Consider the following 24,023-nt stretch of genomic DNA (forward strand, 5'->3'; position numbering starts at 1 on the left):
CGCCACCAAATTTGCAGGTCAAAGCCACAATCATTTATGTAATTTATGATATACACGGAGTTAGCCGGACATTGCGAATCGCACGCTTCTACGATATACGGCGCGACAGCAACATAGAAAAATAATCTAAATCAGTCTGTTTTCCATTTTGATTGCCGACTTAGCTCTGGCCGAGAGCGAGCCCCAGTTAGCTCCATGCCGACTTGAACGCGACGGTCACATTTCGCATCTGAGCACCAATAAAAGTTCTTCCCTGGAGCGCAGACTCAATCACTGATGCATCCCATTACGGTCGAGCAGCGATAAGAGGTGTGGTCCCGCCCTCCCTGCCAACGTGCCTGCGAGTTTGGCGCGCCGGACACCGAAAGACCGCAACCATCTGGGATTACTCAAGCCTATTCCTGAGCGGCAACACGAACGTAAGTTGGCTCAAAGAGAAGGGCGTATTCATCTGGAACGAGTGGGCCACCGAAGACAACGAGCTGGGCCCAGTCTACGGCAAGCAATGGACCGCATGGCCGAAAGAACGGCAGGACCATCAACCAGATTGACGACGTCATCAAGACACTCGGGGAGAAGCCAAACAGCCGGCGTATCTTGTTCCATGGCTGGAACCCCGAGTACCTCCCGAACGAGTCCATCAGCTCTCAAGAGAACGCGAAGAAAGGTCTCATGGCACTGCCGCCGTGCCATCTCCTTTATCAGTTCTACGTCGCGGAAGGCAAGCTATCCGCTCTGCTGTACATCCGCAGTTCTCCTTGGTCTCCCGTACAACATTGCTTCGCTGGCCTTCCTGACGCATATGGTCGCGCAACAGTGTGACCTGATTCCGTATGAAATCATCGTCAGCATTGGGGACCTGCATGCGTATTCCAACCATATGAAGCAGATTCAGACACAGCTCGCCCGAGACGTTCGCGAGCTGCCCAAGCTGAATATCAAGCGCCGCCCCGATTCGATTTACGACTACAAGTTTGAAGACTTCGAAATCGTCGGCTACAACCCGCACCCCAGTATTGCGGCTCCCATCGCCGTCTGAGTTGCCGAACAGTTGAACCGCGCGCGGTCCTCTTCGCTCAGAGAGAGGGCCGCGGCAGCGGCGGCCAACCTTCATCCTCCCGCCCCCTCCTCTCCGCAGTTACTTCTGCATCTCCCGGCCTCGCCAACCGCGCCAGACAATCTCCGCTTCAATCCATGATGAGCAACTCTCGCGCGAACGCCACCGGCCCGCGCACCAAGAATCGAAGTCCATATTTATTAAGGGTTCGAATCCAATTAAATTCTTGGCGAATACACTATTAGTTGTATATATTGTCATTTGAAGCACCACATTTGGTGCTATACAACGAAATGCGATTTCGGGGTTCCCACATGCACGACATCGACAAGCTTTCCATTGCGGCCGAGGTGCGACGCTTCCAGTTTGAAATCTGGCAGCGCGCGGGGACCACGCACAGCACCATTCCGCACCTGCTTCAGCTCTTCCGCCCTGACCACGCGGCCTCGGTACATGACATCGAGTACGAAGTGACCGCGGGCTCGCTCGGCGTGCACGGGGTCGGCAACGCCCAATACCAGGTAGCCGGGATGGTCGACGTTCCGCGCTCAACGATTCGTATTGCGGGAAACCTGCCCTACGAAGTTCAGCGATTCACCGGAGCGCACGAACTCGGCCACATCGTGTTGCATCCTGGGCTCTCGCTTCATCGCGACCGCCCCCTCCTCGGTGACGCGCCGGTCCTAGACCGCCGCGAGCGGGAGGCCAATTACTTTGCCGCGTGCTTCCTTGCGCCGGAGAAGCTGTTGCGTCGCGCGTTCAAGCAGCGATTTGGCACCGACATGCTCCACCTCGATGACCGCGTAGCATTCGCCATCGCCGGCAACGGCTCGCAGGACCTTCTCCGGTCGAAAACTGGGTCGCTTGAGTTTCCGCGCGCAGTAGCAACCGCACGGAAATTTGGTATTGGCAACCACTTCAAGTCGCTCGCTGAAGAGTTCGGCATGTCGCCGACCGCCATGGCGATTCGCATCCACGAGCTCGACCTGGTCAGCTACTGATGGCGTGCGGCCTGACAACACTTAGGCCGTTCGGCTTCACGCGTTCGCTCAAGCCAAATCGCCATGCTATGGTGACAACGGCATAGCCGCCTACAACACCCACCTGAATTTCTTGCTGGAATACTGCATGGCATCAGTTTTCTTCTCGTACACGCACATCGACGAGTCGCTGCGCGACCAGCTCGAAATCCATCTGTCGCTGATGAAGCGCGAAGGCCTGATTTCGGCATGGCACGACAGGCGCATCATCGCGGGCGACAACCTCGACGACAGTATAGATGAGCAGCTCGAGAAGGCCGACATCATCTTGCTGCTCGTCAGCGCGAACTTCATCGCGTCCGAATACTGCATTGCGACCGAGATGACGCGTGCATTGGAGCGGCATAAGGCCGGCGATGCGCGCGTCATCCCCGTCATCCTGCGAGCATGTGACTGGCACAGTGCTCCGTTCGGCAAACTGAATGCAGTCCCGACGGACGGTCGACCGGTCACCTCTTGGGCCAACCAGGACGAGGCTTTCACCGACATTGCGAAGTCGATTCGTAAAGCCGTGGCCGCGACAGCCTCGGCGGCCGCGCCCAAGGTGGGCACGGCATCGGCGGCAAGAAGCTCAGCGCCCCAGCCCGCAGTCGTCGAACCTTCCGCGGCCGCGCAATTGCCGCGGTCGAGCAACCTTCGCGTCAAGCATGAGTTCTCGGACCTCGACAAGGACACGTTCGTTTCGGAGACGTTCGACTTTCTTGCCCGCTTCTTCGAGGGTTCGCTCCAGGAGCTGGAGAAGCGGCACGGCCAGTTCCAAGGACGTTTTTCGCGCATCGATGCGCGCCGGTTCACCGCGAGCATCTACAAGGACGGAAAGAGCGTGTCACAGTGCACCGTTACGCACGGCGGGGCCTTCGGTGGACACAGCAATCGCGAGATAACCTACTCGAACCAGATTTCCTCGCACGCGAACAGCTACAACGAAGCGCTCACGCTCACCGAAGATAGCCAGACGCTTTATCTGAAGCCGATGATGAGCATGGCGAGAGGCGTTTCCGAGAAGCTGTCTGACACTGGGGCGGCCGAGTATCTGTGGTCGATGCTTATCGAGCCGATACAACGGTGATTCGCCGCGGCCGACCGCGACAATAGCGCGCCGGCCGCCGCTTCACCCATCTCCCGACGAAGTTGAGCAGCTTCTGAAACGGCACTTTCGCCGCGTCTTCTAGCGCTGCGTGAGATGCGCCGGATGACTTGCCGCGCGCGTGATAACAACAACGCTCCTGTACGCCCGTAAATATCTCTTTACGCGCTCGGTCGGCGTATAGCACGCAGCTACAATATGACCTACAACTTGCGTGAATCGCCCTTCTTATTGCCCATGACCACTCTGACCACGAATTCGCATCTTGCTTTGATGTATGAACAGGCAAGTAATTTCTTGAACCTTGACCAGGCGGCCCGCGCGCAGTCGGACTGGTTCAGAAGCTTTCGTGACGACAAAGACGTCCGCAGCTTCTTCAAGAAGAAGAAGGTGCTTGCGAAAGGTACGAGTTTGCAGGTCACCGCCATAGCGCAGATAGCCCGCGCGGTTGTCGACTGTATCGAGGATGGGGAGCCTGACCTCGCACCGACTGGCGCTGAAGTGCGCGACATCATGAAGAGCGCCACAGACCTGGCGACCAAGCTGACTGCGGCGCCCTCCTCTTGGCTTACTCCGAGTGCCAGAACACGCGGCTTCCAGGAGCCGCTGCGGACGCTCCAGACCATGCCGTCGATTGTTCCGGCTAGGACCGCTGGCCGCTTGCCGATGACACAGCGTCGAACGCTGATTCTTCGGCTCGCCCATGCCATCTGCGAGGTTTGCGACGAAATTCCTATTCGACTCATCACGACGGTCGTCGCGCGCGCGTGGGAAGATACCTTAGAACGTCAAGTCTACGAAGTGCTGACTGCCGCCGAACGCGACAGTATCCGAGCGCTCGTCGACTCGAAGCGCCGGAATCAAGCCGACAGCGAGAACACAGCACATCTGGCGATAAGCCGGGCGAGCATTCCGCGAAACCGCACTTCGCCGGTGCCCGACACCCGAACCGACGCTCAGCGGCTAGCTCAGGCTCTCGACATCGTGGGCGGGTTCGTTGATGAGACAGCGGCTATCGTGCTTCACGACGCGCTGAGCACTGCGGCCGCCGAACTCGGGATAGAGCCGGATTCGGCGGAGGAATAGAAACCAGCGGAAATTGGGCCTGTTTTCCCGCCTATTTCCTCCGGATTTTTTACGGCTGAATTGGCTTGGTATTTCGGTAGCAGTGTTTCGGGCCGACAGGCGAACAATACGTCCTGTCATAACTCGCACTGCATCGAATGCAAAAACACACCAAACCGCAGAACTTCCAGTCCTTCGACAGCATCATCGCCAACTGGCCAGACAACACCGCCGAGCATCAGCGTGCACGCTTGCTTGATGCAATGCGGCTGTGCGCGGGGATTACGACACTGGAGGCCACGCGGTACCTCGACGTCATCGACCCTCGGGCGCGAGTGGTTGAGCTCCGCAAAGAGGGTTATCGCATCATCACCTCGTGGGTCAGCCAGCCGTCCGAGTGTGGCCGTCTCCACAACGTGGGGTTGTACACGCTCGCTGCTAACGCAACCAACATCGACATGGGCGCGAAGGTGAAGCCCGTGCTCGAGTCGGGCAACTGCCAGTTGGTGCTTGCTCTCTGGCACTGACGGGCGCATGCGGTGAGGGGTGGATTCATATCACCTAATCATCGTGCGTCCGGCGCTCGACAGCGACCTCTGCGACAGTGGCAGCATCAGCCCGGTGCTGCCATCGTCTTACCGCTGCGGGCACGCAGCCGTTATATCGTGGTAACTCGCGGCCTTGCGCACACTACCCAACAGTTCAGCTAGCCGCGGAACTTTCTGTTTTGCCCGCCGCACGCTCTCCAACGTCCGCTTATCAACGAAGGTCTCGGTCGCGTAGGGGGCGAGGCAGAGTAGAGAAAGGTCGTTGACATCACTGCCCTTCCGTTCGGGCTGGTCGTGCGCGTAGGTCCGCATACATTCATGGGTAAAGGCAGACGGGACACGGTCCGGCGTTACTATCTCCTTGACCTCTTCCCAAGGAAGATTTTCTGCGTCTGAAGCCATCCTCAAACGCTGTCTGAACATCACCATGGCCATTGTTTCGCGAAACGTGGCGGCAAAGTTGATTTCGTCCGGTTCGAGTCCTGCCCGCAACAATATACGAACGGGCAACGGCTCCGATAAACCTTCTGAAATGGCGAGCTCTACGTTCGCCGCCACGTCGGACATGAAGTCGGCCGCCATATGCGCTGGACTTGCTATGCGCTTGTCTCCGCGCTCGACTATTTCTTTCTTAAGGTGGGCGCGGACCTTAACAAGCGTCGCAGCGGTAGCTTCATTGTCTCGATGCGGCTTGTCCAACCAGTCAGCAATACGCGTGTTTTCGATTTCAATCGCGCGCCAAGGCGAGATTACGGCGACCTTCTGCGCGTGCGCTTGATGCTCAGCAAGAAAGAGGCGAAGGATTCGCCAATTGCTCAAACTGTCTGGCACTGCTTCCAAGCCTGTACCGTAGGACAGTAAGTCGCTGCGCGCTATATCCCGCACACCGAGGACATCGAGTTCAGGACGCGTATATGCCGCTCGCACCTCAGCCCGGAGGACGTCCAATTCAGAGCCAGGTATGACGTTCGGAACACCACCCTTCACCCATGCTGCCATCGGCCAGCCTCGCAGGTAGCGCAATCGCATGTCTACAAGACCGTCGTTTCCGTGCTGCATTAGCTCCGCGATTTGATGCCACGACAGGAGCGGCAGCCAACCGCGCTCAAAGAGACGTGGAACAAAACGTTCGGCGGAGCGACGGCGCACGGGGTCTCGCGAAGCCCAGTCTGTAGCAAGTCGTGACAGATGGGATGTATCTAGTACAACAAGGTGAATGTTACGGAGCATGTTCATTGCGCGCTTTGAAGGCCCATTCTGCTGGGGCTCCTCTGAACATCGATGCGTTCGGCGCTCCCCAGCGACGTCTGGAGGTAAACCCTCGGCACAATGCAGCAATCGCTTTACGAAGGTTGTCGCGCGCGGCGTCAACCTTGTTGGCGATTGTAGCGCCGGACAGGTCACCGAGCTCCTTCTCACCAAGGAAATATGCCGTGTGCTCGCTGGCTTCTTTGCCCGGATGCGGAAGGCCGTGGAAGACTCGTTCCCCGTTCAGAAAGCCTTCCTTGGCTAAGCACTCGACGCCTCTCGACGTTGCCGCGCCCAAGAGGCGTTCTAGCTATTTTGAGGGTGAAGACAAACCGACATCCGTCCGACCGCTAGGACGGGTGCCAAGATGGTGCCGTTCAATGTTATCTCGAACGTAGCGGCCGAGCGCCTGCCGCATCTTGCGCGAGAAAGCGGTCGACCGGCATCCGCAAAAAGTTATCGCCCTCGCTTTTCCGCTACCGCAGCTCGAATGTCTTTCTCGCTGACGGCACCACTTTTTTCGCGCATAGTCTTCAGAGTCGTATTTGGCCCGAAGCCCTCGATGGGCTTTGGCAGATTCTTGTTCATCGTATTGCCGTGCTTCTGGTCAATCTTTCCATCCTTGTCGCGCTGGCGACCATCGAGTCCAGGCTGCTTCATGTTTGCGGTCCAGTTGATTCTGACATGGGAACTGCAGTACGACGCCGTTTACCCCAAAAGTGCTCAGGTAGAGAGGCAGTTGCAGACGACACAAAACGCTTTGTTGAGACTGTCAACACGACGAGGCGATGTAGCCTTTCATACAGACCGACCGACGTGGCATCGGCTTTCCTACGTAACAATACAGTCGACCGCGAGAACGTACTCGTTTCCGTCTCGCACAGCCCTGAGCAAATCGACGCATGCCTGCGAATATTTGTTTGTACTGCTCGATTTCCCGGTCCGCATCGTAATGTGGTACGTGTTATCGGAGGACTTCAGGTCGAAGCCGGTCTGCTCCTCCACAATCTCTATGAGGCGATGGGCAGCATTCCAGCCTGTATACCCAAGTTGCTCAGCGACTTCTGTGAGCGTGAAGGGAAAATGCAAATTGACCTTCGCCGGGTCCCCGATTGCGGTGATGCCCAGCAAGGTCGCGACACCCTCCCCATGCTCCAGCTTGTGTTCGAGCGTCTGGAAGTCGATTTCAACCTTTTTGGTCGGCACGTCTTTTCGGACCAGGTCAATCGTGCGCGCGAGCAACGAGCGTAGCAGCTTCATATTCACCTTCTCAAGGGCGCCTCCGCTGATAAACGCTTCATAGACCCATTCGAACGACGACGCCGAGATGCTTTTAATTCGGATTTCTCGGTTCTCGCCCACCGCCAGAACCCTGTCCCGCGCTGGGTATGACTTCTCGTCAATCGTAGGGTCCCATTCGAGAATATAGATGTTAGGGATAAGTGCGAAATTCGCTCGAATCATCCGGTCAACGTCGTATAGCACGCTCCGAATATTGGGGTCGTTCGCACCGTATCCGATAAACAGCAGCGGATGTTCTGCAAAGTAGGTCAGCAGCTTTGCGCTCAGGTACTTTTTGTCGGTCTCGAAAGCCTCGTAATCGCCCTGTGTGAGCACAAGCGACAGCGGGTCCGAAACCGAGCCATGAATCTTGAAGATTTCGCCGATTGAAAGGTAAGGCTGCTTCAAAATGGTCTGGCCGACGACAGCATCGTACTGAGGAAAGAGCGGTTCCAATAGTTCGTCATAGTTTGTCGTGACGATGGCGTGCGGGTTTATCGCTTGCAACGCCTTCAATTCCGCTTTCAAGTTGGCATGCACAGGCTTCAGGTCATGAAGCATCGCCGCAGTCGCGTGCTTCAGGAAAACCTCCGCCGGAAACGCCTCGTCAAAATATTCCGGAGGAAAGTTCGCGCGTCCGTCTCCCCACGCCCATTCTCGGTACGCTTCCGCGAACATGCTTGCGATATGCGGCTGGTCCTGGACCTTCTGTTTGTAGTAGGCGTAAGGACGGTCAACTCTCGGGCAATTCTCGGCCAGCTTCTTCAGAAGCTCATCCCAATTTGGTGCGTCTGCGTAACGACGCGCGAACCCAGACCCGACAAATAAAATTGGCTGACAACCCGCCAATTGCAACACGTTCGCAATGTCCGCTCTAACCTCTTCCTGATACTGCGCGTAATCCATAGGCATGTTGGTCTCTCAAAATACAGCACGCCTCGCGTGCGTTTTTTTTCATTCTTGGAAGCATCATTGTTTCGCTTCCGCTGGCCCATGCTATTACTTTTCTCTTTTTTCGTCGCCATCCAATGACCTCTGCCACAGACCGCCGCAGATTTTTATACGAATCTGGCGATTTGCCCTGACGTTGTCGAAGTCCCTATTGCTGAGCGACCTTACCGGTCTCCGCAATCGCTGCAAGCGCAACATTCTGGTCGGCGTACCACCGGATAAGGCATTCGCGCTCATGGCATTGCTGCTCGCGGTAATTCCATTGCGCCCGGGTCCGCTCTTTGAATGCAACCGGGTCATCTGCAGCGGCCTTTGCCTTGGCATAGATTGCAGCCAACCGAACGTCATCTGAGGCCAGCTCGGCGTCGCTACAAATGATGTGCTCTGCGTCGGAATGAGCCTTCGAACATTCAAAGCTGGTCTGCTGGAATGAAGCCGTTTGAGCCGAAGGCGCGGCGTCTGTACCTGCAGCCTCCTGCGCCCAGCTTGATAGTGGTGTCACACCGACGGGCAAGTCAGGCCACTGGAATATCTTTATCGAGGCGTTACCCGAAGGGTTTGAGGTTTGCTTGACAAGCATCACGCCTTTGCCGGATGTTGCATTGATGGCAAACGCGGCTTGCTCCGTACTGCACTCATGTTCTTTGCACCCTTGCGCGACCAGATAACCGTCTTGCATCTGAATCCCGGAAGAGTTCACCACAGCAAGCCGCTCCAAGATTTTTATCCAGTCCGCTCGCGAGACGCCGTTGAAAGCAGAACGGAATCGTTTGTCATTCACGACATCAGACGGGTACTTACCCACAAGCCAGCTAAAGTCCGGAACCGGATGAACTGTATTCAGTGTCGTGGCAGAGGCGGCAGCCGGCACAACGCCATTCGAACCGACTGCGGTTGTGTCGGATTGAAGCGTCACCTGTTCGCCATTGCCATTCGACGCGGGGTGGTGAGGATAGACGATGATGGTGTAGATGACCGCCGCCGCAGTGACTGTTGCGGACGCCGCCGCCTTGAGGGCAACATAGTCATTACTCGAACGGATGGCTGGTCGCGGCGTGACCTCCACAGTTAGTTTGGACTGAAACCACTCGTTCGCCTCCTTGATGGCTTGGGAGGAAACGGCCTTCTTACGCATGAAACTGAAGGTCTTGTATCCACCGTAGGAAAGCGCGAATCCAGTTAAAGCCTGCCCCACGGGCACGCTAAGCACAGCCATGAGGAAACAACCCAACAGCGCAGCAAACAGAGGACCAACAAATCCAGGAACACTCGGCCAAGCCCGCACCCTGGCCATCAGAGCGCTCGCGGCTGTCTGCAGCTCACCGCGAGGTCCTTGCGCTGCAGCACACTTGTGCTCCATCTCGTAGACCGCCAGCATCGCCTTTTCTTTTTCTGCGAGCGAGACCGTACCGATGTCTACGGCTAACTTGATAGCTTTCGTTGTGAGCGCCAGGTCGTGCGCGAGCGTATTGAGAAACGGTTGAAACGCTTCGAGCTTGACCGCTTCGCCGATGTCATCATCTTCGACATAAACACCATGGGAGATAAAATACTGTCGTAGGGCATTCGTTGTGCGTGACTGCACCTTGTAGACGAAGTCCTGCGTTGCCTGCTCTTTCTTTGATAGGTTCTCAGTATTCATATGTTCAGTACCGGTGCTCTCAGACGTGCCGTGACTGTCCCGACGGCTCGATTTCCTGCCCTTCAAATTTGTCGTATATCTGATTCCGGTTCCCGGAATGCTTGTGGTGATGCGGCCACGGGTGTTGTACGTGAAGCCCTTTCCACCAATGGATGTGCTGATTCCGCTCTTGCTGAGATTGATGCGGATACCGGGCGCAATTTTTATGCTTTTCCTGAAGCCCCAACCCATGCTGTCCCCCCAATACCTTCACCAGCGAACTAATGTCGCCTGTACGGCAAGGAAAAATGTTGCCAGTTGTGCAGACGACCGGACACTTGTCGTGCCGACCGTCGCACTGTTTTAGTCTTTGGCGTCAACTTTCCGAAAAGCGGTCTTCGTCGCATCCGACCAAGCCATTTCAAGACGCGTTCTGCTGCCTGCGTTGAGTTTGCGAAGACCCACTTCACGGGCCATCGCCGGCACGCCAGACTCTTCGTCATGCCCTGCCTGCATCATGTCGAACGCGAGTGCTCGGAGTTCGGCAAGAGAGATTTCATCGACTGACCGTGCGGTGCCATCAATGGGCCGCCGGAATTGAATCTGCATATCGGCAGATTCACCTTTAGCACGGAAAAACGTACCCACATCCTCCGGGTCACCGTTGAAGTGCTGCGATGCCAACCGGACGACCCTGTCCTGGATTTTTGCGCCTGTCCGAACCCAGCCATGCGCCCGCGCAATACGACGCGCCAGGACTTCGTCCCGAACCGGTCCTTCCACGCGTACGACGTGCTCAATCAACCGCAGAAGCGTTGGGTTATAGACGACGTCGAAGAACGAGTTGGCATCGACCGCGTATCCCTCAAGCGTCAAATCGACCTCCGTGAAACGTCCCTCAACTGGGTCGCTAGAATGAGCAACGGCAGCGTTCCCAGCGTAGGTAACGGGAAGCGTGGCAGCGTCCGCCACCACTTTAACCTCGCTCGACGGGTCGGTTGTCGCATCTGCCGACTGGTCCATCTGCTCATCCGGCATCGCCATTACGTCCGCGACAACCTTCTCCGCAAGGACTGTCGCCTCCTGCTCGGTCTGCGCTCGCTTCGCCCGCTGTTCGGCGAGCAACTCCTCGAGCTGACGATGAATCTTCTCGACGGTCCCCTGCACGTCAATCCACCAATCGGTCGACCAGATGCGCAGGATGTCCCAACCGAGGCCACGCAAGACCTGCTCACGCAACTTGTCGCGGTCGCGGGCTGTTGCAGAACGATGATAGGTCGCACCATCACACTCAACGCCGGCAAGGTAACGTCCAGGTGCGTCCGGGTCGACTACACCGAGGTCAATGCGGAAAGCCGACACACCGACCTGCGGATGCAAAGTCCAGCCTCTCTCGGTGAGCGCGTTCGATACAGCTTTTTCAAACGGGCTCTCGAAGTCTCCGACGCTACCTGTAACCGCCTCGCCAAGCGCGCGTGCGCCGCGGTCCGCAAACTCCAGGAAGTGCTTCAAGTCACGCACTCCGAGCGCCTGAGTTCTCGCCAAGTCCATCTGCTCTGGACGGAAGCTACCGAAGACTCGAAGCTCCTGCCTCGCACGGGTAATGGCAACATTCAGACGACGCTCCCCACCCTGCTGGTTCATCGGGCCGAAATTCATCGGCATGGTGCCGTCAACCCCCGGGCCATAGGTGGTTGAAAAATACATGATGTCCCGCTCATCACCCTGCACGCTCTCCAGATTCTTTACAAACACGGGTTCAAGCTGCGTTTCCAGGAAGAAGTGCTCAATGGATGGGTCTTTACGACGTTCTTCGTCGAGCAAGTCTTCGATGAGAGATTGCTGTTCAGAGTTGAACGTCACCACGCCGATGGTCAACCCACTGTCGCGGAAGCCGGGCGTTTTCATTTTGCCGACCAGGTCGGCTACCAGCGCTTTCGCTTCTGGCTTATTTGTTCGCGCCCCGCCGCGCTCGTATTGGCCATTCGCAACGTGATTGAAGCTGACGGCACGGTCGTTCGTGACCGGACTTGGGAACGTCACCAAGTCCCCGTCGTAGTAACGATGATTCGAGAATGCAATCAGACTTTCATGGCGGCTACGATAGTGCCACGATAGCTTCATCGTCGGCAGGTTGGCGCCGATACACTCCTCAAGAATGCTCTCGAGCTCAGTCTCGACATCAGTGTCATCAATGTCCGATTCCGCGCGGTCAAAGAAACTTGTCGGTGGCAACTGTTTCGGGTCACCAACCATGATGACCTGTTTCGCACGCGCCATTGCGCCAATAGCGTCCCACACTGGAATCTGTGATGCCTCGTCGAAGATGACGACATCAAAGTTCGCCGTCTCGGCCGGCAGATATTGTGCAATCGACAGCGGGCTCATCAGAAGGCACGGCGTCAGGCGCATCACGGCGCTCGAAGCTTGAGACATCAACTCGCGAAGAGGCAGATGGCGAGTCTTCTTTTGCATTTCGTATCGCAGCAGGCCCCATTCAGAGCCTCGTGAGACACGGTCAGGCGAGGGATGCCCGGCCGAAAGCTGCGCACGCACCCAGGCTTGTGTCAAGCCGATGAACCGTTCGTCAAGCTCCCGGAAATCCCGAATGCGTTTCTCGTGCTCTGCGGAAACAAAGGTGCGCAACACGTCGTCCACATCGACAACTGCATTCAACCACCACCGACAGTAGCCGGTCTCGAACGCTTCTTTTACGCGTCCGAGCTGGATTGCACCCTGTTCAACGCCAGCGACGACGGGAGCAAGCCCCAACCCAAGAGCCGCCGCGCGGGTCTTGCGCCACGCACACCAGGCATTCAACCGATTCGAGCTAGTCAGGACGTCGCTTGCACGTGCGGCCAGTGCGGCAGGGAGAAGTGCACCCAGAGTCGCGACATCAGAGCTCGGCAAGCCGCTCGCGACCGTGAATTGCGTCACTGCCTGATTAAACGCCTGTAGTGCCTCGGCATACATACGCCCGGCACCCGCAATCGCGCCCGTCGGCTCAAGCAGAACATTGCTATCGCCCAGCAGCAAAGCAATCGGGCTCTTTACTGCCGCCAGCGCTTCAGGCGAATTTGCCATCAATGCGAGCGCGCCCGACAGCGCCTCGAAGAAATCAAGCGCTGGTTCGATTGCCTCCAGTTTTGTCTGCAAACCGTTCCAGAGTCCGCCGGTCTTCGCGGGGAGGTCGTCAAACTCCTTGAGACGAGCACCGAGCGCAACCAGCTCGCGCATCTTCTTGAGGTCCGCCGACGCGACGGCACCCGCGCTGCCGCGTTCGATAACGCTGAAGCCCTCGTCATGCCAATAGCTGCTGGCCACTGCTGCTGCCAGCGCACCCTGAAAGACGACGTACGTCTTCGCGACAGCCAAATCCGTTTTATATCCAACCCATACGGCGTCTGTCTCTTCTTCGAGTCCGGAAAGGCGATTGATAATCTGGTCAATCTGACGAAGTTCTCTGATGCGAGCGAGGTCTTCACGCGCCGTTTCGCCACACTGACCCCGGCTAACCGGGTCAAGTCCAACATCTTCCCAAACCGCTCGTACGCGAGCCTGTTCGAGGGCGGTTTGGAAACCAAGGGAAGCCCGCGCGACATCAAGCTCCGTCTTCAATCCCAGCCACGCGTTCGATGTCGGCAACGATAGGTCGTCGAGCGCTTTGATTTCTTCCTGAAGTGATTCAATCTGCTTGAGACGTTCGATGTCACCGCCAATGTCTGGCTCGCCTCCGCCGGTCGACAGGTCCACGAGCTTCTTCGAAAGCGAGCGGCGGCGCATCATGCTCATCGGCCAGGACGAATCCTGCAGCTCCCGCCAATCGAGCTGGAGTTGCTGAACCGTTGCCGTCGAAATACCGTCTTTGTATTTGAGCGACAGTTGGTTAACCACGTCCTGGCGCTTTCGCAGCAGCTCAATGCCAGCGGAAAGCCGTGACCTTAGCGATTCGTTCCACGGCTGGGAAAGCTGCGAATGAAGTTCGTGATAACGAGTGAGCTGAACGATACCTTGTCGCACATCCTCCAAGACCTGGTTGCCCCGCGGCGCTGAAAGCGAAGCGTGCAGCTCGCGGTGTCGTTCGACCAATGGTTTCGCGACGCGCAGGTTATCTGCAATTGTTTTTGCATCCGGACGCAGAACGAACTGCCAACCGTGCCCAGACGCAGACGGCAAAGTCGCAGCCAGGAGACGCAGGCCTTCCCTAACACGCGTGTCGAAAACAGATGACGGCAGACCGACGGCCGCACGCAGTTGCTCAGTTGCCGCTTCAAGACGGGCTGCCACTGGGGCAATAGCGCGGGCCGAATCGAGCAACGCGGCTTGCCACAGTGGCGACCATTCGGTTTGAACCACGTGGGCGAGCGGGCTGGACGTCAGCTGCCCTTCTCCCATCACTTTCGCGTGAACATCCAGAAGCTCGGCCGTCTCACGCAGCGTTCGCATAGCGGCTGAATCGTGAACCCGAGCGGAAGGCCATGACAGTTGCAAGACGGGCAAGTCATGCCCGGCGACAACGCGGCCGATTGCCTCGTACACACTGAGCCCGTTGGGGTATCTCAGATGCAGACGTTCAACATACCCATTCAGTTGATTGCGCAATCCCTCCAGTCGAGCGGCTTCTGCATGCCATTCATCAGGCTCCATGGCCACAGCGGAATCCCACGAAGTACGAAGCTGCTCGAGCACTTCAGTCTTACGTGCTTTGCTGGAATGCAATTCGAGACAGAAATTGCCAAGACCAACATCGGCGAGGCGCCGGTACACGACATCAAGCGCTGCCATCTTCTCTGAAACGAACAGCACACGCTTTCTTTCCGCCACACACTGCGCAATGAGATTTGAAATGGTCTGGCTCTTCCCGGTTCCCGGGGGTCCAATGAGGACGAAGTCTTTTCCCTTGCTTCCCGCCACGACCGCGGAAAGCTGCGACGAATCAGCCGGTAATGGGCAGAAGGTGTTCTTCACCGGCAGTTCTGTGTCGAGCCTTCTGGCGTCAGGAAACTCAATCGTGCTCTCATAGGAATCGCGCGGCGTTTCAATAAGATGCCTTACGACCGCTTTCTGTTTGAGCTGCTCGGTTCGCTCGGTCAAGTCCTTCCACATCAAATACTTTGCGAAAGAGAACGTAGCGAGAACGACTTCTTCGACTACCTCCCAACCCTTGATGTCCTTGACTGCACTCGATACGGTTTTCCAGATTCCCGCAACATCCAAGCCCGAATCATCCTTCGGCAGCTCGGTGTCCTGGATGCCCAGCTCCAGTTCGAAATCCTGGCGAAGCATTTCAATCAGCGTCGGATTGAAGCGCGGTTCGTCATCGTGCAAAGTCAGGCTGAACCCCGAGCGCGCGCTTCGCCGCTCAAGCGACACAGGAACAAGAATGAGTGGCGCGCGATACTTCTTGTCGTCCTTCGCGTCACGTGTCCAGGAAAGAAAGCCCAGCGCCAGATACAAGGTGTTGGAACCACCCTCCTGCAAGTTTGTGCGTGAGGTCCGAAAGAGCTCGACCAGACGAGTATCCATCTCGTCTTGCGAAAGCCCGACGAAAACTTCTTTTCGCTTCAATGCGTCAATCGCATGGGAACGACGAATGTTTTCGCGCTCCCGAGCTTCGTGGATTGCCTGGCTACGTGGGTCGTTGCCGTCCATCAGGTCGGGACGCGTGAGCAGCTTGATGGCGTGCCCCTCCGCCAGAATATCTTCCAGTTGGCCGGGGTCTGGCGCTTCTAGCTTCAGCGATTTCTTGCCGGCCTTGAAACTGAGCAGGTTATTGCGAAGTGACAGGTCAAGCAGCTTCCTTTGCCAACGGGTCAGCCGGTCCTCCGGGCGTTCGACAGCTTTGTCTTCCGAGGAGCGTTCCAGTTCTTCTGGCAGTTCCGGAGCGACCTCGAACCCTCTCTCGAGATTGACTTCTTCCGTCCCGACAGTCCCACGTTCAATCGCCTGCTCGCTGGCAAGCGGCTTGATACGCTGCATTCGCGCGCGGCGGATGTCGATAGCCAAATGGAATTTTCGCTCCGCCTCTTCGGAAATCTGCTCCTCGCCGTTCGCAATAGCAAAGCTGAATGCCGGATGGGGGCGATGCGTGAGCATCGTCGCCTCAAACAGCACCATCTCCTTCAACTTCACACGTTTCCGGAGCGCCGTAACATCGTCGATAACGGACGTCGAGAATTCTTCGGGTTTCAGCCAGACGCCTGGGAATGCGTGTCCATCCGTGAAAATGAGCACAGCGTTGAGACCGGCCTGTTCGAGCGCGGCACACACAAACAAAGCGAGGTCGAGACAGGTCCCAAGGCCCGAGTCGGCTATCTGGCTGGGGCTACGCACCTTCTGCCCAGACTGTTCGAAGCTTGCCGGCGGCACCGCATAGTCAATGCCCATCGAGCCGATGGCATTCCAGATGGCGGATGCCAATTCCCAAGCTCGCTTTGCACCTTCCTGATACCCGTTGATAGCCCCTGACTTGCCTGCTTTGTGAAGGACGTCTGCGGCCTTCTTTAAGACCCGCTCCACCGCCTGTTCGTTCGGCTGAACGAATGCCGCGACCATATCGGGGAGAGCCGATAGGCCGCCCCATTGGTTACGTGGCAATAATTCGACGGTTGTCTCAAACGAAGCAAGCTCAACAGGACTTTCCGACCCCGCCGTCAGCTTGAAAGTGATGTGTGCCTTTTCCGACTCGGTCAGTCGGGCGAGAAGCGCTCCGTCCAGCGAGAGGTCGAGGTCGCTGATACGCACATCTTTTCCGGTCGCGACATGGTCCAAGTGCCATGTCTTCGGCTTGAAAAATGACGGCTCGGAGGACGCGGTAAGCCTCAACTCCTTGATGTCATCGGTCGTCTCGTTGGCAAGCGAGAGCTCGTGGACAACCGGAATGGCATTCTGGAAATCGGCCAGATTTATTTTGCCAGCGAGCGTAGCTTTAATCTGCACGCAACGTGGCTCCTCCGGCGTTTCTGCCCGCTCAACAATAGTCTCGTCCATCTGGCCCCCAAAGCCTTCCGCTTGTACGTCTTCTCTCAATTTGATTATGCCGTCGCCCCGCCACGTCCTATATGCCGAACAGGCACTCAGAACATGGGCTTTTTATCCAATCGAGTAACACCCTTCCGACGGGAGTCGCGCCCCGTCGCATAATCTCATATTGGCGGAGAATCCTGCTATGGCGTATACCGAAAAAACCGCGTGTGCTCATCCACATGACAGTCGGTCTAAAACGCGTCAGTTCAGTCAGACTGAGCGTCAAAAAAACGAATAGAAGCAAAACGCAAACGATTGCGAAACTCTAAAAGAGGTCGTCCCAATCGCATTCGTGCCGTACTTCAAGCGGCCAGTCGGTGCTCATAGTAAGGTCGTTCCCAGTCATTCAACGCGGCGTATGAGGCTTCGACGTCAGACGGGTCCGGGTTAAGGCACACGTCGATGTTCTCAGACTTGATGGGAATGATGCATCGGTCATGGCCGGCTGCTGCAACCTCTGCGGGTGGTTCATCGGTTATTGCAGCAAATGACAACAAGTCGGGCACGCTGGGCGCCGACCATCGAGACCATAGACAGGCGACCAGCATCAACTGGCCGTTGCCTGGACGAAATTCCAGAACGACGTTTCCGTCTTTTTCATGAGGCTCGCTCAAGGTCCCCTCGAATTTCGCCTTGCTGACGTTCTCATAGAAGACGTCAACGAGGATGAGACCGTGCGTGTGGCCAAAGCACGGCTTCCAGGACCCGGCAAGATTGTCGCGGCGAGCGATATACGTCCCCGGATATTTCGCATCAAAGCTGGCCGGGGTGCCGGCAATCCGGCACTGGTATCGCATTGGCTTGACCACGTATTCGCCGCTCTCCATCACAAGCACCGGCGCGTAGTAGCCCGGGAAGATGCGCGAGTCGCGCGGCTTCGATTCGGTCCGGTTGAGGTCTTCGATGCGGCGTAGCGCTGCTTCGATTTTGTCGGAGGCAATACGTTGGTTTTCGGTCGCAGCCTTTGTCACCTTCGATTCCAGCTTGCGCTCTGCATCGGTCAGGCGGATTCGCTGCTTGAAGAATTCCTGTTCGAGTCTCGTCTTCTGCTGGGCGCGCGTCTTGTCGATGAGTCTGCCGTATCTCACGCTCTCCATCGTTCTGCGGGTCGAGGAAGGCATCGTCGAGCGCCTTTGGCGTCTTCGCACTGCTCCCTTCCGCCTGAAGGAAGTAGAGACGCGCAAACTCGGCGATGTCCATGTGCGCGCCGAACATCCGAACGTACCGGCGATAGTCCGCCAAGATTTGAGCCGAATAGCACATGCGTCATCTCCGTTTACTGCACCGAATGTCGGTTCCGATGCATGACCCGTCGCATCCGCGGCAGAGGTGCCGGTTCCGCACGCTGTCGTCGACTCGCCAGCCGCTCACTGCATCAGCTGACTTCGTGCCCACCGTCAGGCCGTTCTCGCGCGCGAAGAAGGTTGGCTCGCCCGCCTTGCCGCGGGCGTCATGAATGGTCGCATCCCCAAACGCGCGACGCAATTCGGCCACGAACGCCGCAATCTCCGGCATCGGGTGCTTGCGCACAGGCATGTCCATCATCGTCTCCCGTCGCGACCAAAAAGGGGCACTTCACAAACTAGGTTTTTAATATAGGATACTGTACATCCATACAGTATTTTTGCAACATGGCCGCCTTGCCCCAACACGTCGAGTCGATTCACCCAGCGCTTTGGCGCGGGGCGCAACTCGCGCGCGCCCATGGCAGGACGGTCGATACAGGCTACGCAGCCTTGTCGGCCGAACTGCCCGGCGGCGGCTGGCCGTTGGGTGCACTGGTGGAACTGCTGGTCCAGCAGCCTGGGATTGGCGAGATGCGGCTCCTGAAGCCGGCGCTTGCAGAACTGAGCGCGCGGCCGATTGCGCTACTGCAGCCGCCGCATGTCCCCAACTCGCTTGCGTTCTCGTATCTCGGCCTGCCAGTGGAACGGCTCATCAGATTGCGGGCACCGAAGACGGCGGACGCGCTCTGGTGCGCGGAGCGTGTCCTTCAGGCAAAGAGCTGCGGCGCGCTCATCCTGTGGCAGCAGCACATCCGCACCGAGGCGCTGCGGCGATTACACCTGGCAGCGCAGGCGTCGGAAACATTCCTTGTGCTCATTCGGCCCCTGGCCAGCGCGCAGGATGCCTCACCCGCCACGCTGCGGCTTGCCGTAAGACCGGCGAACGGGGGCCTCGTCGTCGATGTCGTCAAGCGACGAGGCCCAACGCGAACCGAAACACTGTCCATCACCCTGCAACCATCACCGATTACGCTCAGCCCCTATGGCCGTGTTCGTCGCCATCTTCCTGCCCCGGCTTTCGCTGGAGGTGTTCCGTCCGAGGTGGTCACCTCGGACTGAGCGCGGCTGCGTCGTGCTCGAGCGCGACAAGGTAGTGGTGATGGATTCGATGGCGCGGGAAGCCGGCGTGCTTCCGGGAATGAAACGGGGCGGCGTAACCACGTTATCGCCCGACGCACTGATGTACGACCGGAGCGCCGAGCGTGAGCGGGAAATGCAGCGCGAGGTCGCGTTTGGTCTGCTGCGCTTCTCGCCGCAGGTCGCGGTCTGCGACGAGGAAACCATTGTCATGGACGTGACGGCCAGCCTGCGTCTCTTCGGCGGCATCCGGCGCGTCTGTGCACTGATGCGTGAGGTCGTGAAAGCGGTCGGCGTAACCGTGCGCATGAGCGTGGCGCCGACCGGTCAGGGTGCCTGGCTGCTCGCAAAGCGGGGCCGGTGTCGCGTGCTCAAGATGCCATCCCTTGAGCGAAACCTCAACGCGCTGCCGTTCACGGTCGTGCAGGAACTGCGCGCGTTCGCTGACTGGTTTCAGGGCCTCGGCTGCCGGGTGCTGGGTGACGTCCGCCGCCTGCCGCGCGCCGGGCTGAAGAAGCGTTGCGGCGTGGATTTGCTCGATGCGCTCGACCGCGCCTATGGTCTGTCGCCAGAGCTGTTTCAGTGGCTCGAAGTGCCGCCCACCTTCAGTGCCCGAGCCGGACTTCCCGACCGGGTCGAGCACGCTGAGGCCATACTGTTTTCGGCGGGTCGCCTCATCGTCCAGATGTGCGGCTGGTTGAGCGCGCAACAGCTTGCGCTGACCCACGCTACCGTGTCGCTCGAACATGAACGTGGGCGCGAAGCCGTCGAGCCTACCCTCCTCGAAATCGCCCTTGCCGAGCCGACGTGGCATGAGGAGCATCTTGTCCGTCTGCTGAAGGAGCGTCTGGGGCGCACCGAACTGTCGGCTGCCGTGCTCGCGGTTCGCATGACGGCATCCAGCGTGCAGCCCGCCGAGCCGCCAAGCGATTCGCTGTTTCCCGACCCGGGTGGGTCGGCTGAAGACCACAACCGCCTCATCGAGCTGCTGGTTGCGCGACTCGGCGCTGAGAACGTGGAGCGCGCGGCACCCACATCCGACCACAGACCAGAGATGGCGAACCGCTGGGTGCCCATCCAGAACGACGCGAAGACGCAGACGCCACCGCCGGACCTGCCACGACCGACCTGGCTGCTTGAGGAACCCATCAAGCTCATGATGAAGAACCATCGACCGTTTTACGGCTCGCCGCTCAGGCTCGTCTCGATGGGTGAGCGCATTGAGGCGGGATGGCATGACAGTGAAGCCGTTACGCGCGATTACTACGTCGCTGAAGCGGCCGACAAAAGCTGCTACTGGATTTACCGTGAACGCCCGGGCGTAAAGACGGAAGAAGTCCGCTGGTTCCTCCATGGCCTGTTCGGGTAAGACGGCACTGTCATGGACTTTTCTTCGTCAATGCTTCCGGACTATGCGGAGCTTTTTGCATTCACCAACTTTTCGTTTCTTCGCGGCGCGTCACACGGAGAAGAGCTGGTGCAACGCGCCTCGCAGCTCGGGTATTCGGGCCTCGCAATAACGGATGAGTGTTCGCTTGCCGGCGTCGTGCGCGCACATGTCGAGGCAAAAAAAGAGAAGCTTCCACTCGTCATCGGCTCGTACTTCCAGCTCGTACATGCAGACAGGACCCCGGCCTTCGGCCTCATCCTGCTGGCGCGGAACCGCGAGGGTTATGGCAACCTTTCCGAGCTCATCACGCTGGGACGCATGCGTGCGATGAAGGGCGAATATCTGCTGACGCCGCACGACATCTCGAAGCCAGAAAAAGGCTACGCGCACCTGAGAGGCATGCCGGACTGCCTCACCATCCTGGTGCCGGATTTCCCCGCGAAAGAAGACGTGCTCGCATCCCAGCTCGAGTGGATGAACGATGTCTTTTCGGGTCGCGCATGGGTTGGGCTCGTCATGCATCAACGCGCGATGGACGACATTCATCGCGGCATCGTCCAACATGTGGCCAACCAGTATCGCGTGCCCGTAGTGGCTACAGGCAATGTCGTCATGCACGTCCGGTCGAGGAAGCCGCTGCAGGACACGATGACGGCAATCAGGCTGCGGAAGACGGTTGCTGAATGCGGGTACGACCTCGCGCCTAATGCCGAAGGACATCTGCGCTCGCGATTCCGGTTGGGCAACCTGTATCCGACGCACGTGCTGTCCGAGACGCTCAATATTCTGGAGCGATGTCATTTCTCGCTCGACGAGCTCCGCTACGAGTATCCGGACGAGCTTGTGCCAGATGGCTTCACGCACGAAGCGTATCTGCGGCAGGAAACCTACATCGGTGCGCACCGGCGCTATCCCAATGGCATTCCGCACAGCGTGCAGGAGCAAATCGAGTACGAACTGCAGCTCATCCACGAACTGGAGTACGAAGCCTACTTCCTCACGGTCTACGACATCGTGCGCTTTGCGCGCAGCCAGCACATCCTGTGTCAGGGACGCGGGTCCGCCGCGAACAGTGCCGTCTGCTATTGCCTCGGGGTGACGGAGGTCGACCCGTCGCGCGGCAACATGCTGTTCGAGCGCTTCATCAGCAAGGAACGCGGTGAACCGCCCGACATCGATGTTGACTTTGAGCACCAGCGTCGCGAGGAAGTCATCCAGTACATCTATCGGAAGTACGGGCGTGACCGCGCTGCCATTGCAGCGGCAGTATCGACGTACCGGCCACGCGGCGCGCTGCGCGAGAGCGGCAAGGCGCTCGGCATCGACCCTCAGATAGTGGACAAGGTCGCGAAGTCGCATCGGTGGTTCGACCATTCGGCCGACCTGCTCCAACGCTTCGCAGAAACCGGGCTTGACCCGGAGAATCCGCTCATCGGTCTGTGGGCGAAGCTGGCCGCCCAGATTCTCAATTTTCCGCGCCATCTGTCGCAGCACTCTGGTGGTTTCGTCATCAGCCGCGGCAAACTCACGCGCCTGGTGCCCGTCGAGAACGCGGCGATGGCGGACCGCTCCGCAATCCAGTGGGACAAGGACGACCTCGAAGCGCTCGGGCTACTGAAAATCGACGTACTCGCGCTCGGAATGCTGTCGGCAATCCGGCGCACGCTCGACATCGTGTCAGAGCAACGCGGCGAGCGCTTCGAGATGCAGGACATACGGGCTGAAGACGCGGCGACCTATGAAATGATTTCGCGCGCCGACACGGTGGGCGTGTTTCAGATTGAGTCGCGAGCTCAGATGAGCATGTTGCCGCGGATGAAACCGCGCGAGTTCTACGACCTCGTCATCGAGGTCGCCATCGTGCGGCCCGGCCCGATTCAGGGCGGCGCTGTGCATCCATACCTGCGCCGTCGCCAAGGTCTGGAGCCAGTAACCTATCCAAGCGAAGCACTGGAGGTCGCGCTCGGGCGGACGCTGGGCGTACCCATCTTCCAAGAGCAGGTGATGCAGGTTGCCATCCTGGCTGCCGGATTTACGCCTGGCGAAGCGGACCAGTTGCGCCGCGCGATGGCCGCGTGGAAACGCAAGGGCGGCCTCGACAAATATTACGACCGCATCGTCAACGGCATGACGGAGCGCGGGTATACGAAGGACTTCGCCGAATCCATCTTCCAGCAGATTCACGGCTTCGGCGAATACGGTTTCCCTGAGAGCCACGCGGCGAGCTTCGCGCTGCTCGTCTACGCGAGCAGCTGGCTGAAGTGTCACGAGCCGGAAGCGTTTCTTGCCGCGATGCTGAACAGCATGCCGCTCGGCTTCTATTCTGCGTCGCAGCTCATTCAGGATGCACAACGCCACGGTGTGAAGGTGCTGCCGGCTGACGTCACCATCAGCAACTGGGATTCAGTGCTTGAGCGTCTCGATTCTCAATCAAGGCCTGCGGTACGCCTTGGCCTGTCGCTACTGAAGGGCATGAAGGACGGCGCCACCGAACGTATTGAAGCCGCGAGAGCCGTGAGACAGTTTGCCAGCGTCAGCGACCTCGCCAAACGTGCGCAGCTCGACCGGAAGGACCTTCAGGTTCTGGCCGCCGCGAACTCTCTGTCGTCGCTCGCCGGCAACCGGCGCGAAGCGCTCTGGACGTCGGTCGCCGCGGTACCCGACCGTGACATCCTTGCCGATGCGCGCGTGGATGATGGAACGCCTGTGCTTGGCGCGCCGTCGGAGGGCGAAGACATCGTCGCCGACTACAACTCGATGAGCCTCACACTCGGTCGGCATCCGCTTTCACTACTGCGGCCGGTGCTACTCGAACAGCGTCTCATGCCGGCCGCGACGCTCATGACTTACCGCAGCGGCCGGCTCGCGCGTGGCTGCGGACTGGTGACCGTTCGTCAGCGACCAGGGACCGCAAAGGGGGTGATGTTTGTGACCATCGAGGACGAGACGGGCAACGTGAACGTAATCATCTGGCCGTCAATCCAGGAACGATTCCGACAGGAAACGCTGGGAGCGTCACTCCTTGCAGTGTATGGGACGTGGCAATGCGAGGGCGAGGTCCGCCACCTGGTCGCCGAGCGGCTTGTCGACCTATCGCACCTCCTTGGCGGCCTTACGGCTGTCAGTAGGAACTTCTGTTAAGCATGGATGGGTTTTCGAGACGAGATTTCGATTCCGAGGGGCCTCAAAAACATCGCTTGGTGTTCGTCACGAAGAGCAGATATTGTTTAGTGGTCTCCGTATAACTCCAATATAAAAGATGCGTACAAACCATTTCACACGACCGACAATAGCTGCCGCCATAGCTCTGCTCGATGTTTCGCTGTCACAGGCCAAATTTAATCAC

At 58.3% G+C, this 24,023-nt stretch carries 13 protein-coding genes and 2 pseudogenes; 8 read left to right on the forward strand and 7 right to left on the reverse strand.

Features of this window, described 5'->3' with window-relative positions; all coding sequences use genetic code 11:
* The first annotated feature begins 311 nt into the window (after window positions 1-311).
* From thyA to GCT13_RS23275, 5 genes and pseudogenes are all read left to right on the forward strand, one after another.
* Window positions 312-1,039 (forward strand): annotated as a pseudogene (gene thyA / locus GCT13_RS23255) (thymidylate synthase).
* Window positions 1,040-1,371: 332 nt separating this feature from the next.
* On the forward strand, window positions 1,372-2,058 hold the full coding sequence (locus GCT13_RS23260; RefSeq protein ID WP_227746963.1) for an ImmA/IrrE family metallo-endopeptidase: 687 nt from the start codon (window positions 1,372-1,374) through the stop codon (window positions 2,056-2,058).
* A gap of 127 nt (window positions 2,059-2,185) precedes the next feature.
* Window positions 2,186-3,166: a toll/interleukin-1 receptor domain-containing protein gene (locus GCT13_RS23265; protein WP_152762041.1), complete on the forward strand. Its 981-nt coding sequence runs from the start codon at window positions 2,186-2,188 to the stop codon at window positions 3,164-3,166.
* 216 nt (window positions 3,167-3,382) lie between these two features.
* Entirely contained in the window at window positions 3,383-4,270 is an 888-nt protein-coding gene (locus tag GCT13_RS23270; protein WP_152762043.1) for a hypothetical protein, read from the forward strand.
* Between the two features lie 137 nt (window positions 4,271-4,407).
* A complete protein-coding gene (locus GCT13_RS23275) occupies window positions 4,408-4,776 on the forward strand; it encodes a helix-turn-helix domain-containing protein (protein WP_152762045.1) in 369 nt (122 codons plus the stop codon).
* A gap of 108 nt (window positions 4,777-4,884) precedes the next feature.
* Here the strand turns inward: GCT13_RS23275 and GCT13_RS23280 are convergent, their stop codons facing one another.
* From GCT13_RS23280 to GCT13_RS23310, 7 genes and pseudogenes are all read right to left on the reverse strand, one after another.
* Window positions 4,885-5,946: a hypothetical protein gene (locus GCT13_RS23280; RefSeq protein WP_152762047.1), complete on the reverse strand. Its 1,062-nt coding sequence runs from the start codon at window positions 5,944-5,946 to the stop codon at window positions 4,885-4,887.
* 555 nt (window positions 5,947-6,501) lie between these two features.
* A complete protein-coding gene (locus GCT13_RS23285) occupies window positions 6,502-6,705 on the reverse strand; it encodes a hypothetical protein (protein WP_152762049.1) in 204 nt (67 codons plus the stop codon).
* A 171-nt stretch (window positions 6,706-6,876) separates the two neighbouring features.
* Complete coding sequence (locus tag GCT13_RS23290) at window positions 6,877-8,238, reverse strand: SIR2 family protein (protein WP_227746964.1); 1,362 nt, start codon at window positions 8,236-8,238, stop codon at window positions 6,877-6,879.
* Window positions 8,239-8,425: 187 nt separating this feature from the next.
* Complete coding sequence (locus GCT13_RS23295; RefSeq protein WP_152762051.1) at window positions 8,426-10,150, reverse strand: DUF4236 domain-containing protein; 1,725 nt, start codon at window positions 10,148-10,150, stop codon at window positions 8,426-8,428.
* A 111-nt stretch (window positions 10,151-10,261) separates the two neighbouring features.
* Window positions 10,262-16,888, reverse strand: coding sequence for a DUF3320 domain-containing protein (locus GCT13_RS23300; protein ID WP_152762053.1), 6,627 nt, complete (start codon window positions 16,886-16,888; stop codon window positions 10,262-10,264).
* A gap of 338 nt (window positions 16,889-17,226) precedes the next feature.
* Window positions 17,227-18,187 (reverse strand): annotated as a pseudogene (locus GCT13_RS23305) (SOS response-associated peptidase family protein).
* Window positions 18,188-18,190: 3 nt separating this feature from the next.
* Complete coding sequence (locus tag GCT13_RS23310; RefSeq protein ID WP_152762055.1) at window positions 18,191-18,466, reverse strand: hypothetical protein; 276 nt, start codon at window positions 18,464-18,466, stop codon at window positions 18,191-18,193.
* 89 nt (window positions 18,467-18,555) lie between these two features.
* On the opposite strand from GCT13_RS23310, the gene imuA reads away from it, so the two are divergent.
* From imuA to GCT13_RS23325, 3 genes are read left to right on the forward strand one after another with little or no spacing between them, the layout of a single operon-like run.
* Window positions 18,556-19,269, forward strand: a complete 714-nt coding sequence (gene imuA / locus GCT13_RS23315; protein ID WP_152762057.1) for a translesion DNA synthesis-associated protein ImuA — start codon at window positions 18,556-18,558, stop codon at window positions 19,267-19,269.
* Window positions 19,193-20,656, forward strand: coding sequence for a Y-family DNA polymerase (locus tag GCT13_RS23320; protein WP_152762059.1), 1,464 nt, complete (start codon window positions 19,193-19,195; stop codon window positions 20,654-20,656). The genes imuA and GCT13_RS23320 overlap by 77 nt, the downstream gene beginning before the upstream one ends.
* A 12-nt stretch (window positions 20,657-20,668) precedes the next feature.
* Window positions 20,669-23,818, forward strand: a complete 3,150-nt coding sequence (locus GCT13_RS23325) for an error-prone DNA polymerase (RefSeq protein ID WP_152762061.1) — start codon at window positions 20,669-20,671, stop codon at window positions 23,816-23,818.
* Window positions 23,819-24,023: the final 205 nt, after the last annotated feature.

It is taken from the genome of Paraburkholderia franconis (genome assembly GCF_009362735.1).
In the GTDB taxonomy this organism is placed as follows: Bacteria; Pseudomonadota; Gammaproteobacteria; order Burkholderiales; family Burkholderiaceae; genus Paraburkholderia; species Paraburkholderia franconis.

Coding starts and splice junctions, on each gene's coding strand:
- GCT13_RS23260 (WP_227746963.1), top strand. CDS start 1,372: ATGCACGACATCGACAAGCTTTCCATTGCGGCCGAGGTGCGACGCTTC.
- GCT13_RS23265 (WP_152762041.1), top strand. CDS start 2,186: ATGGCATCAGTTTTCTTCTCGTACACGCACATCGACGAGTCGCTGCGC.
- GCT13_RS23270 (WP_152762043.1), top strand. CDS start 3,383: ATGACCTACAACTTGCGTGAATCGCCCTTCTTATTGCCCATGACCACT.
- GCT13_RS23275 (WP_152762045.1), top strand. CDS start 4,408: ATGCAAAAACACACCAAACCGCAGAACTTCCAGTCCTTCGACAGCATC.
- GCT13_RS23285 (WP_152762049.1), bottom strand. CDS start 6,705: ATGAAGCAGCCTGGACTCGATGGTCGCCAGCGCGACAAGGATGGAAAG.
- GCT13_RS23290 (WP_227746964.1), bottom strand. CDS start 8,238: ATGCCTATGGATTACGCGCAGTATCAGGAAGAGGTTAGAGCGGACATT.
- GCT13_RS23295 (WP_152762051.1), bottom strand. CDS start 10,150: ATGGGTTGGGGCTTCAGGAAAAGCATAAAAATTGCGCCCGGTATCCGC.
- GCT13_RS23300 (WP_152762053.1), bottom strand. CDS start 16,888: ATGGACGAGACTATTGTTGAGCGGGCAGAAACGCCGGAGGAGCCACGT.
- GCT13_RS23310 (WP_152762055.1), bottom strand. CDS start 18,466: ATGGACATGCCTGTGCGCAAGCACCCGATGCCGGAGATTGCGGCGTTC.
- imuA (WP_152762057.1), top strand. CDS start 18,556: ATGGCCGCCTTGCCCCAACACGTCGAGTCGATTCACCCAGCGCTTTGG.
- GCT13_RS23320 (WP_152762059.1), top strand. CDS start 19,193: ATGGCCGTGTTCGTCGCCATCTTCCTGCCCCGGCTTTCGCTGGAGGTG.
- GCT13_RS23325 (WP_152762061.1), top strand. CDS start 20,669: ATGGACTTTTCTTCGTCAATGCTTCCGGACTATGCGGAGCTTTTTGCA.